This window comes from Polaribacter sp. HL-MS24 (assembly GCF_032758595.1).
Taxonomy (GTDB): domain Bacteria; phylum Bacteroidota; class Bacteroidia; order Flavobacteriales; family Flavobacteriaceae; genus Polaribacter.
In genome coordinates, this window is the sequence record NZ_CP136415.1 from 2,397,108 (window position 1) to 2,408,445 (window position 11,338).

The 11,338-nt window shown below is 35.3% G+C and carries 7 protein-coding genes and 1 pseudogene; all 8 read left to right on the plus strand.

The window, feature by feature from the left end; translation table 11 throughout:
• Positions 1 to 14 precede the first annotated feature (14 nt).
• The 8 genes and pseudogenes from RRF69_RS11355 (at position 15) to RRF69_RS11390 (ending at position 11,279) form a co-directional block, all read left to right on the plus strand.
• Positions 15 to 2,966, plus strand: a complete 2,952-nt coding sequence (locus RRF69_RS11355) for an amidohydrolase family protein (RefSeq protein WP_316939896.1) — start codon at positions 15 to 17, stop codon at positions 2,964 to 2,966.
• Between the two features lie 19 nt (positions 2,967 to 2,985).
• Positions 2,986 to 4,283 (plus strand): annotated as a pseudogene (locus RRF69_RS11360) (amidohydrolase family protein).
• Between the two features lie 106 nt (positions 4,284 to 4,389).
• Positions 4,390 to 5,184, plus strand: a complete 795-nt coding sequence (locus RRF69_RS11365; RefSeq protein ID WP_316939897.1) for an RNA methyltransferase — start codon at positions 4,390 to 4,392, stop codon at positions 5,182 to 5,184.
• A 1-nt stretch (position 5,185) separates the two neighbouring features.
• A complete protein-coding gene (gene ppgK, locus RRF69_RS11370; RefSeq protein WP_316939898.1) occupies positions 5,186 to 5,929 on the plus strand; it encodes a polyphosphate--glucose phosphotransferase in 744 nt (247 codons plus the stop codon).
• Complete coding sequence (locus RRF69_RS11375) at positions 5,929 to 7,164, plus strand: M48 family metallopeptidase (protein ID WP_316939899.1); 1,236 nt, start codon at positions 5,929 to 5,931, stop codon at positions 7,162 to 7,164. Before ppgK ends, RRF69_RS11375 begins: the two co-directional genes overlap by 1 nt.
• A gap of 58 nt (positions 7,165 to 7,222) precedes the next feature.
• On the plus strand, positions 7,223 to 9,439 hold the full coding sequence (locus tag RRF69_RS11380; protein WP_316939900.1) for a RelA/SpoT family protein: 2,217 nt from the start codon (positions 7,223 to 7,225) through the stop codon (positions 9,437 to 9,439).
• Between the two features lie 69 nt (positions 9,440 to 9,508).
• Positions 9,509 to 9,967 carry a transcriptional repressor gene (locus RRF69_RS11385; protein WP_316939901.1) on the plus strand — a complete coding sequence of 153 codons (459 nt, stop codon included), beginning with the start codon at positions 9,509 to 9,511 and terminating at the stop codon, positions 9,965 to 9,967.
• A 40-nt stretch (positions 9,968 to 10,007) separates the two neighbouring features.
• The gene (locus RRF69_RS11390; RefSeq protein WP_316939902.1) at positions 10,008 to 11,279 is read left to right on the plus strand and encodes an adenylosuccinate synthase; all 1,272 of its coding nucleotides are present in this window, start codon (positions 10,008 to 10,010) and stop codon (positions 11,277 to 11,279) included.
• Positions 11,280 to 11,338 lie beyond the last annotated feature (59 nt).

The window sequence follows — 11,338 nt, forward strand, 5'->3', positions numbered from 1 at the left end:
TCAAAAAAATATCTATGAAAAAAGTATTCTTGTTCTGCTCCTTTTTGATGGTGTTCTCTGCCAAAGCTCAGGAGTACTTTCCAACAAATACAGGAGTTAAAACAACTCCGAGTACGATGGTCGCAATCCAAAATGCTACCCTCTATGTGACTCCTAAAAAAATCATAAAAAAGGGAACCTTACTAATTAAAGATGGAAAAGTGATTGATGTCGGGAAAACTGTAAAAATCCCAAAGGGAACGAATCTAATCGATGCAACAGGCAACACAATCTATCCTTCATTTATTGATGTATATAGTGACTTCGGAATTTCAAAACCAAAAAAAGCCGAAACTAATAGCAGAACACCTCAATATGATGCTACCAGAAAAGGCTATTATTGGAACGATCATATCCGACCAGAAACCAAAGCAAAAAACCATTTTGTATTTGACACCAAAAAAGCTACTGAATATTTAAAAGCGGGTTTTGGAGTTGTCAATACACATTTACAAGACGGAATTATACGAGGAAATGGAATCTTGGTGGCATTGAACCCAAATTCTTCTGATGCCTATCGAATGTTGGATCAAAATTCTGGTCAATACTTATCGTTTACTAAAAGTGTTCAATCACGTCAGGCCTATCCAACCTCAAAAATGGGCTCAATGGCTTTATTGCGTCAAACCTATTTGGATGCAGATTGGTATGCTAGTGGAAATGCAAAAAACAAAGATGCTTCTTTAGCAGCATTGAATGCCAACAAAAACCTGGTACAATTCTTTGATGGCGGCAATCTTTTAGATGTTTTAAGAGCAGACAAAGTTGGTGACGAATACGGAATACAGTATACTATTGTAGGTGGGGGTGATGAATTTGAACGAATAGATGACATTAAGAAAACCAATGCCAATTTCATCATTCCAATCAATTTCAGAAAAGCCTATGATGTGAGCAATCCATTGCTTGCAAAAAACATTGCTGTGAGTGATCTGCGAAGATGGAATCAAGAACCTAGCAATCTAGCAATTTTATCAAAAAACGAAGTCCCTTTTGCATTGACCACACATACATTGAAGTCCCTTGAGAATTTTCATAAGAATCTGCAAAAAGCTATAAAATATGGCTTTGATAAGGAAAAAGCTCTCGAAGCTTTGACTACAAAACCTGCAGAAATACTTGGAAAAACCAATATTGGAAATTTGAACGTGGGAAGTTATGCCAATTTCATCATTACCTCTGGAGATGTATTTGACCCAAAAACAATCCTCTTTGAAAACTGGGTTCAAGGCACGAAAAATGTTATTACCGATCGAACTATCAGAAACCTTACAGGAAGTTACAACTTATCTGTACACAATACCAACTACACTCTAAACATTACTGGACAAGGTACCAAGCAGAAAGGAGATATCACTTTAGGGGATAAAAAAATAAAATCACAGTTCTCTTATAAAGACAACTGGATTCGCATAACCATACTAGGAGACGAAGGGTACGTCAGATTGGTAGGACAAACCGTGAATGTAGCAAATGTCATGCAAGGCATTGCCTATGATGCTTCTGGAAAGAAATCGGAATGGTCAGCTGCGAAGCAAATTGCCAGAGAAAAAGAAAAGAAAAAAGAGGAAGAGAAGAAAAAAGATAGTTTGGTCTTTTCTCCTGTCAGTTATCCCAATGTTGGCTATGGAAACGTTCGTATTCCCACCCAAGAGACTATTTTAATTCAAAATGCAACTGTTTGGACCTCTGAAGAGGAAGGTATTTTGGAAAACACGGATGTCTTACTAAAAGAGGGTCGTATTGCAAAAATTGGTAAAAATATCCGTCAAAGAAATGCCAAAGTCATCGACGGAACTGGAAAGCACTTAACTGCTGGTATTATAGATGAACACTCTCATATTGCTACTTCAGCAGTCAATGAATCTGGGCATAATTCTACCGCTGAAGTTAGCATCGAAGATGTGGTGAACCCAAACGACATGAATATCTATCGGAACTTAGCAGGAGGTGTTACCACCATTCAAATTTTGCATGGATCGGCAAATCCAATTGGGGGGCGTTCTGCCATTATCAAATTGAAATGGGGTGAAAATGCAAACGGATTATTGATAAAAAATTCACCCAAATACATCAAGTTTGCCTTGGGTGAAAACGTAAAACAATCCAATTGGGGAGAAACAAATACCATTCGTTTTCCACAAACAAGAATGGGAACAGAACAAGTTTATATGGATTATTTCCAGAGAGCGAAGGAATATGATGCCCAAAAGAATAGTGGAAAACCTTATCGTAAAGACCTCGAATTGGAAACCTTAGCAGAAATCCTTCGAAAAGAGCGGTTTATTTCCTGTCATTCTTATGTACAATCTGAAATTAATATGTTGATGAAGGTTGCTGAAAAATTTAATTTTAACATCAATACATTTACCCATATTCTTGAAGGCTATAAGGTAGCAGACAAAATGAAAGCGCATGGTGTGGGTGCTTCTACTTTTTCTGATTGGTGGGCCTATAAATATGAGGTTTTGGATGCCATTCCATACAATGCTGCAATTTTAGCAAATCAAGGAGTTACCGTAGCTATCAATTCTGACGATAGAGAAATGTCTAGAAGATTGAATCAAGAAGCAGCAAAAACCATTAAATATGGAGGGATGTCGGAACTGGAAGCTTGGAAAATGATCACAATCAATCCTGCTAAATTGTTGCATTTAGATGACCGTACAGGAAGCATCAAAGAAGGAAAAGATGCCGATGTGGTTCTATGGAATCAGAATCCACTATCAATTTATGCAAAAGCAGAAAAAACAATCATCGATGGTGCAGTTTATTTTGATATTGCAAGCGATTTAGAAAAACGAAAAGCCATTCAATCCGAAAAAGGTCAATTAATCAAAATGATGCTGGATGCAAAAATGAAAGGTGGAGAAACACAAATGCCAAAGAAAAAAAGAAATCAAAACTTCCACTGTGATACAGAATAAAAAAAATAAACCAAATCAAATGAACAATAATCTGATACCAGCTTTGCTCTGCGTTTTTTGGATAGGAAATCTCTTTTCACAACAAACACCAGCACCAAAACAAACACAGGCCTATAGTATAGAGGGGGCAACAGCACATCTCGGAAATGGCAAGGTCATTGAAAACGCATTACTGATGTTCAATGATGGGAAAATTACTTTTGTTGGCAATGCAATGTCAAAAATTGCCCGTCAAGGGATTCTTATCAATGCCCAAGGCAAACATCTCTATCCAGGATTTATCGCTGCAAACGCATCCCTAGGTCTAGTAGAAATTGATGCCGTAAGAGCAACTGATGATGAAGATGAAGTGGGTACCATGCTGCCTCATATCAGAAGTCTAATTGCATACAATTCAGAAAGCAAAGTAATTGAAACTATGCGTCCAAACGGCGTGTTGATGGGGCAAATCACCCCTAGAGGAGGGACTATTTCTGGAACTTCATCAATCATGCAATTTGATGCTTGGAACTGGGAAGATGCTGTTGTTCAAAAAGATGATGCCATTCATATCAATTGGTAGGAAGTTTTACTCGGGGTCGATGGTGGCTGGGTGAAGATCCTGCCTTAAAAGAGGATCCAAAATACATTGAAAAAATCAATGAAATTAAAGACTTTTTTTTAGATGCTAAAAGACATATAGAAAGTAAGCAAGCAGTCGAAAACATCCCTTATAACGCAACAAAAGGATTATTTGATGGATCACAACGTCTTTTTGTTCATGTAAATGGTGAACGTGAAATTACTGATGCTATTGCTACAATAACAAAGCTAGGCATTCAGAAGTTGGTTTTAGTGCATGCCAAAGGTGCTGAAAATGTAGCCGATTTGATACTCAAAAATAACATTCCAGTAATTATTGATCGCTCTCATAGAATACCAGATGGGGAAGATGACGATTATGATTTGTCTTATAGAACAGCTCAGATTTTAATAGCAAAAGGAATTACTGTTAGTTTGGGAATGGAAGGACAAATGGAGCGAATGAATACAAGAAATCTCCCTTTTTATGCAGGAACCTATGCTGCATATGGAATAGATAAAGAAGAAGCCTTGAAATTGATTACTTCCAGTACCGCTACGATTTTAGGAATAGACCATTTAGTTGGTACCTTAGAAGTAGGAAAACAAGCAACTTTATTTATATCGGAAGGAGATGCTTTGGATATGAAAGGAAATATTTTGACTGATGCATTTATTCAAGGTAGAAAGATTAGCTTAGAAACTCACCAAACCAAATTGTGGAAGCGCTATTCAAATAAATACAAAGCAGAATAAGATCATTTTGTAAATCATTTTATACGTATCAATTTAAAAAATAGGTAGGATATTTGTTCAAAAATTAGTCTTTCCCCAAAACATACAAATTAGTATCTTTGCAATAATGAAAGTCATTACCAGCCCCCAAAATACTTATATAAAAAATTTACTAAAACTTCAAGACAAAGCTCGAGAGCGCAAAAAACAAGCGCTCTTTCTTATTGAAGGAAAACGTGAAATTTCATTAGCCATCAAGGGTGCTTATGAATTTGAGACTGTATTGTACGATGCAGATTTAATTTCTGAAAGCGAAATTTTGCATCTTTTCAATTCCAATATCAACAGAATCGAAATCTCTAAAGAGGTCTATCAAAAATTAGCCTACAGAGATTCAACAGAAGGGATTATTGCTTTAGTAAAAACTAAGGATTTTTCCCTGAAAAATATTGAGTTTAAGAATAACACTCCCCTTATTTTAATTGCCGAATCCCCAGAAAAACCTGGAAATATTGGTGCATTACTGCGAACAGCTGATGCAGCGAATATTGATGCCGTTTTGATTGCAAACCCCAAAACAGATTTGTATAACTCAAACATTATTCGCTCGAGTGTGGGTTGTGTTTTTACCAATCAAATTGCAACAGGGAGCTCAGAAGAAATCATTGCTTTTTTAAATCAGCATAAGGTACACATTTATGCAACCACTCTTCAGAATTCAAACGAATACCATAAAGAAAATTATACGACAGCTACAGCAATTGTAGTGGGAACAGAAGCAACGGGACTAACAGCCATTTGGCGAGAGAAAGCCACACAAAATATAAAGATACCTATGCAAGGGCAAATAGATTCCATGAATGTTTCTGTTGCTGCTGCTATCGTACTTTTTGAAGCCAAAAGACAAAGACAATTTATTTAATATGGAAGTTTTAGGAATAGATATTGGAGGAACAGGAATCAAAGCAGCAATTGTTGAAACCAAGACAGGAGAATTAATTTCCAAAAGACACCGAATCGATACCCCAAAACCTGCGACCCCTGAAGCTGTTGCAAAAGTGGTAAAAGAAATGGTTTCTTATTTTAATTGGAAGGGAATTGTTGGCTGTTGTTTTCCTACCATTGTAGTGGATGGAAAGTGCAAACACCCCGGAAACTTAAGTGAACAATGGGTCGATGTCAAAATTGACAAACTTTTCAAAAAAACTTGTGAAGGGTTGCCTTTTTATGTAAGTAATGATGCCGATCTAGCCGGACTTGCTGAAATAAAGCTAGGAGCTGGAAAAAATAGCAACGGAAAAGTATTTGTAATCACTATTGGAACCGGCATTGGCGCTGGTTTATTTTATAATGGAAAATTAATTCCCAATGTAGAATTGGGGAGAATTTATCATACAGATGGAGAAATTATTGAAAAATTTGCTGCAGATTCCGCAAGAAAAAGAGACGGGTTATCATTAAAACAATGGGCAGAAAGATTTGATCTATTTTTAATTCATATCAAAACAATACATACTCCAAAACTCTTCATTTTAGCAGGAGGTATTAGCAAGAAATTTAAAGAATTTAAAGGACATTTAACCGTAGATGTTCCAATAAAAGTTGCAAAATTTAAAAATAATGCAGGCATCATAGGTGCTGCCTTGTACGCAAAAAAGAAGCACTAATGGAAGCCACAACCGTATTTTACATTCTTATTTCTATACTTGTACTCAGCTTTATTGTAGACAGTATTTTGGGTGCACTCAATGCAAAGCATTTTAATGACCCAATCCCTGCTGAATTGTCAGACGTTTACGAAGAAAATGAATACAAAAAATCTCAAGACTACAAGAAAACCAACGAGCAATTTTCTAAAAAAACCACTATCTTTTCTGTTGCGCTTACACTCAGTTTTTTCTTTTTAGACGGATTTAAATACGTCGATGGTGTTGCACGAAACTATACAGAGAATCCGATTTTGGTTGCCTTACTCTTCTTTGCAATCATCATGTTTGGTTCTGACATCTTAACCACTCCTTTTTCTTATTATAAAACTTTCGTCATCGAAGAAAAGTTTGGATTTAACAAAACCACAAAAAAACTATTTTGGATTGACAAACTAAAAGGCTGGTTGATTTCTGCGCTTTTGGGTGGAGGAATTTTATCGCTAATTATTTGGTTTTATCAAATTGCAGGAGCTAATTTTTGGATCTATGCTTGGATATTAGTAGCTACATTTTCACTATTGATCAATCTTTTTTATTCAAAACTAATCGTTCCCTTGTTCAATAAGCAAACTCCTTTAGATGAAGGTGAATTAAAATCTGCCATCAAAACTTATGCACACAAGGTAGGTTTTACTATCGATAACATTTATGTAATTGATGGATCTAAACGATCCACTAAAGCTAACGCCTATTTTTCTGGTTTTGGCACTCAAAAAAGAATCACTCTTTTTGATACATTGATTCAGGATTTACAAACCGACGAAATTGTGGCAGTATTAGCGCATGAAGTAGGACACTATCAAAAAAAACACATAATTTTTAATTTAATGACCTCTATCCTACTCACCGGACTTACTTTATTTCTCCTATCATTATTCATCAATATGCCCATTTTTTCAGAAGCTCTGGGTGTTTCTGAACCAAGTTTTCATATTGGTTTTATTGCCTTCGGAATTTTATATTCTCCCCTATCAGAAGTTACAGGTGTAATGATGAATTATATTTCGCGAGTATTTGAGTATCAGGCAGATAATTTCGCCAAAGAAACCTTTGCTGCTGAACCCTTGATTAGCTCACTTAAAAAACTGTCCAAAAACAGTTTAAGCAATCTTACTCCCCATCCTGCATATGTTTTCATGCATTATTCCCATCCAACTCTGTTAGAAAGAGTTCAAAATTTAAAAAAGGAATAGTTGCTTATGTAATTTCTTTGTCCTATTTTCACATAGGAATGAAATGCACTAAATTTAGATGGAATACAAGGTTTCTGAAGAAGAAGAAAACAAGGAAATAGCAAGTCGTTACAAGGATTTGCTAAAGGGTACTTATGAAGTTTTATCAAAGGACGATAGAGACTTGATTCGTCATGCCTTTGAAGTTTCTGTCGAAGCGCATTCTGCACAAAGACGAAAGACAGGAGAACCCTACATTTACCATCCCATAGCAGTTGCAAAAATTGTTGCCTATGAAATTGGATTAGGAGCTACTTCCATCGCAGCGGCCTTGTTGCACGATGTAGTTGAAGACACCCACTACACTATAGAAGATATTGAGCAACTTTTTGGTGAAACAATTGCTCGTATTGTAAATGGTTTGACTAAAATTTCTCGTTTGAACAAGGAGCAAGACGCTTCAATTCAAGCAGAGAACTTCAGAAAAATGCTATTGACGCTCAATGACGATGTTCGAGTAATTTTAATAAAAATTGCCGACCGATTGCACAATATGCAAACCATGGATGCAATGCCAGCGGATAAACAAATCAAAATAGCATCAGAAACTTTATATATCTATGCACCCTTGGCGCATCGATTGGGATTGTACAATATTAAAACCGAATTGGAAGATTTGGGTTTAAAATATACCGAACCCGAAGTTTTTAAAGACATTAAAGCCAAGATTAAGGAAAGTAAAGAAGAGCAGCGTAATTACATCGATACATTTTCGGAAACCATTCAAAAAGGCTTAAACAAAGAAAATTTCAACTATGAAATAAAAGGGCGTTTCAAATCCATTTTCTCGATTCGAAGAAAAATGAGAAAACAGAATGTATCTTTTGATGAAGTGTACGATAAATTTGCGATTCGAATTATATTTGAGCCTAATTCAGTTGATGAAAAATTTGAAGCTTGGAAAATTTATTCTATAGTAACTGATTATTTCAAACCCAACCCATCTCGTTTAAGAGATTGGATTTCGCAACCCAAATCAACTGGGTATGAAGCCCTACACATAACCGTAATTGGTCCGGATGCTCAATGGGTTGAAGTACAGATTCGATCCAAACGAATGGATGAAATTGCAGAAAAAGGCTATGCAGCGCACTTTAAATACAAACAAGGAAAAATCAACGAAAATGGTCTGGAAGGTTGGTTGAATAAATTAAAGGAAACCCTAGAAAACCAAAGTTTAAATGCAGTAGATTTTGTTGAAGACTTTAAGCTGAATTTATATGCAAAAGAGATTTATGTATTTACCCCAAACGGGGATTTAAAATCCTTACCAAAAGGAGCTTCAGCCTTAGATTTTGCATTTTCTATTCATACCGATGTAGGACTAAAGTGTCGAGGAGTGAAAGTCAATGGGAAACTAGTCCCATTAAGTCATATTCTTAATAGTGGAGACCAAATTGAAGTCATTACTACCTCAAATATCAAACCCAATTCAAGATGGTTGGATTTTGTGATTACGGCTAGGGCAAGAACTAAAATTAAGGCCGCCCTAAAAGACGAAGAAAAAAAGATTGCTGACGAAGGAAAGGCTATTTTGAACCGAAAATTACGTCATTTAAAAATTGCTTTTAACGATAAAGTGGTGAATGAACTGGTTACCTATTTTAAACTCAGAACCAGTTTCGATTTGTTTTTCAGAATCGGGAGTGGAGCCATAGACAATACTCAGCTCAAGAGTTTTGTGACACAAAGAAATAATACTTTCATCAGTTTTTTTAAAAATAAACTCCGAAAATCTCCAAATAAAGATTTTATTGAAGAAGAAGAAGTTACCCATAAATATGATGCCCTAGTTTTTGGAAATGATGAAGAAAAACTAGAATATAAACTCTCTAAATGTTGCAATCCAATTGCTGGAGATGCTGTTTTTGGGTTTATCACCATAAATGACGGTATCAAAATTCATAAAAAAAATTGTCCAAATTCAATTTCTTTACAGTCAAATTATGCCTATCGTATTATCAAAACAAAATGGATCGATTCTACCAAACAGGATTTTAAAGTAATTTTACAGATCAATGGAGTTGATAATGATGGAATCATGAATAATTTGACACGAATTATATCGAACTATATTGGCGTTTTTATTCACAGCATTAATATTGCTGGAAATGAAGGAGTTTTTGATGGTAAAATTTCAATCAGTGTCAACAATAGAGCACAACTTAAAAAGCTGATTTTCAGTATTCAAAAAATCGAAGGGGTGAAAAAAGTGGTGCGTGTTAATACTTTGTAAATATCATTTATTTAAAAGCATTAATTAATTCATAAATTACTGTAAATTTGTTTTTGAAAAAATTAATAGATGAGTAATTCTGAAAACAATCAGGAAGTTGTAAAAAAAGTGTTTACTTCTTTTTTAGAAGACAATAAGCACCGAAAGACACCTGAACGTTTTGCCATTCTTCAAGAAATTTATGCTGTAGACGATCATTTCGATATTGAATCTTTGTATATCAAAATGAAAAATAAAAACTACCGCGTAAGTAGAGCCACGCTCTACAATACCATTGATTTGTTACTTGACTGTGGATTGGTTCGAAAGCATCAATTTAATGGCCAATCGATGGCGCGCTACGAAAAAAGCTACTTCGACAAGAACCACGATCATTTAATTATTACGGATACAGCAGAAGTTAAAGAATTTTGCGATCCAAGAATACAAATTATAAAAAAAACCATTGAAGAAGTTTTCAATGTAGACATCCATAATCATTCTCTTTACTTCTACGGAACAAAGAAGAAAGAGCAATCAACACATTAATTACAACACAACAAACAACAACACACTAATTACACAACAAATGGCAGTAGATTTATTACTCGGATTACAATGGGGAGATGAAGGAAAAGGAAAAATTGTAGATGTTTTAACCAAAAATTATGATATCATCGCTCGTTTTCAAGGAGGACCAAATGCTGGGCACACATTAATTTTTGACGGAAAAAAACACGTATTACATACCATTCCTTCTGGAATTTTTCACAAAACTGCATTGAATGTTGTCGGAAATGGGGTCGTAATTGACCCAGTTATTTTCAAAAAAGAATTAGAAAATTTAGACAAACACAATATTGATTATACCTCGAAATTATTAATTTCGAGAAAAGCACACTTAATTTTACCTACTCACCGACTGTTAGATGCTGCTTCAGAAACTTCAAAAGGAAAAGCAAAAATTGGTTCTACCTTAAAAGGAATTGGTCCAACGTATATGGACAAAACAGGTAGAAACGGTATGCGTGTTGGTGATTTAGAATTGGATAATTGGAAAGAAAAATACCATGCCTTGACAGCAAAACACCTCGGGATGTTGGATTATTTCAATATTCAGATTGAATATGACTTGGATGAATTAGAGGCTGAATTTGACAGAGGAATTGACAAATTAAGAACCTTACAATTTATTGATAGTGAAGAGTTTTTAAATCAGGCAATCAAAGAAAAGAAAACAATCTTAGCAGAAGGAGCTCAGGGATCTTTACTCGACATTGATTTTGGAACCTATCCTTATGTAACTTCTTCAAACACAACTGCTGCAGGTGCCTGTACTGGTCTAGGAGTGGCTCCAAATAGAATTGGCGATGTTTTTGGAATCTTCAAAGCGTATACTACCCGAGTGGGTTCTGGACCATTTCCAACTGAATTATTTGATGAAGACGGAGAAACAATGGGAAGAATTGGACAAGAATTTGGTGCAACAACGGGGAGAGCAAGACGATGTGGATGGTTAGATTTAGTCGCATTAAAATATGCAGTAGATGTTAATGGAGTTACTCAATTAATGATGATGAAAGGAGATGTACTTTCTGGTTTTAAAACCTTAAAAGTGTGTACTTCATACAACTACAAGGGAAAGGAAATTTCACACTTACCTTACAATATCGAACCCGAAAATGTTTCTGTAAATTATTCAGAATTTAAAGGCTGGAACGAAGATTTAACTAAAATGACTTCTGAAGAGCAATTGCCACAGAACTTATTAGATTATATAGCTTTTATTGAAAGAGAAACTGGCGTTCCTGTTAAAATCGTTTCTGTCGGACCAGACAGAAAACAAACCATCGTTCGATAGTTTTATCTAAATATTAAGACACTTGAGATATTCTTTTCAGTATTTTTGCCTAAAACCTA

Coding starts and splice junctions, on each gene's coding strand:
- RRF69_RS11355 (WP_316939896.1), top strand. CDS start 15: ATGAAAAAAGTATTCTTGTTCTGCTCCTTTTTGATGGTGTTCTCTGCC.
- RRF69_RS11365 (WP_316939897.1), top strand. CDS start 4,390: ATGAAAGTCATTACCAGCCCCCAAAATACTTATATAAAAAATTTACTA.
- ppgK (WP_316939898.1), top strand. CDS start 5,186: ATGGAAGTTTTAGGAATAGATATTGGAGGAACAGGAATCAAAGCAGCA.
- RRF69_RS11375 (WP_316939899.1), top strand. CDS start 5,929: ATGGAAGCCACAACCGTATTTTACATTCTTATTTCTATACTTGTACTC.
- RRF69_RS11380 (WP_316939900.1), top strand. CDS start 7,223: ATGGAATACAAGGTTTCTGAAGAAGAAGAAAACAAGGAAATAGCAAGT.
- RRF69_RS11385 (WP_316939901.1), top strand. CDS start 9,509: ATGAGTAATTCTGAAAACAATCAGGAAGTTGTAAAAAAAGTGTTTACT.
- RRF69_RS11390 (WP_316939902.1), top strand. CDS start 10,008: ATGGCAGTAGATTTATTACTCGGATTACAATGGGGAGATGAAGGAAAA.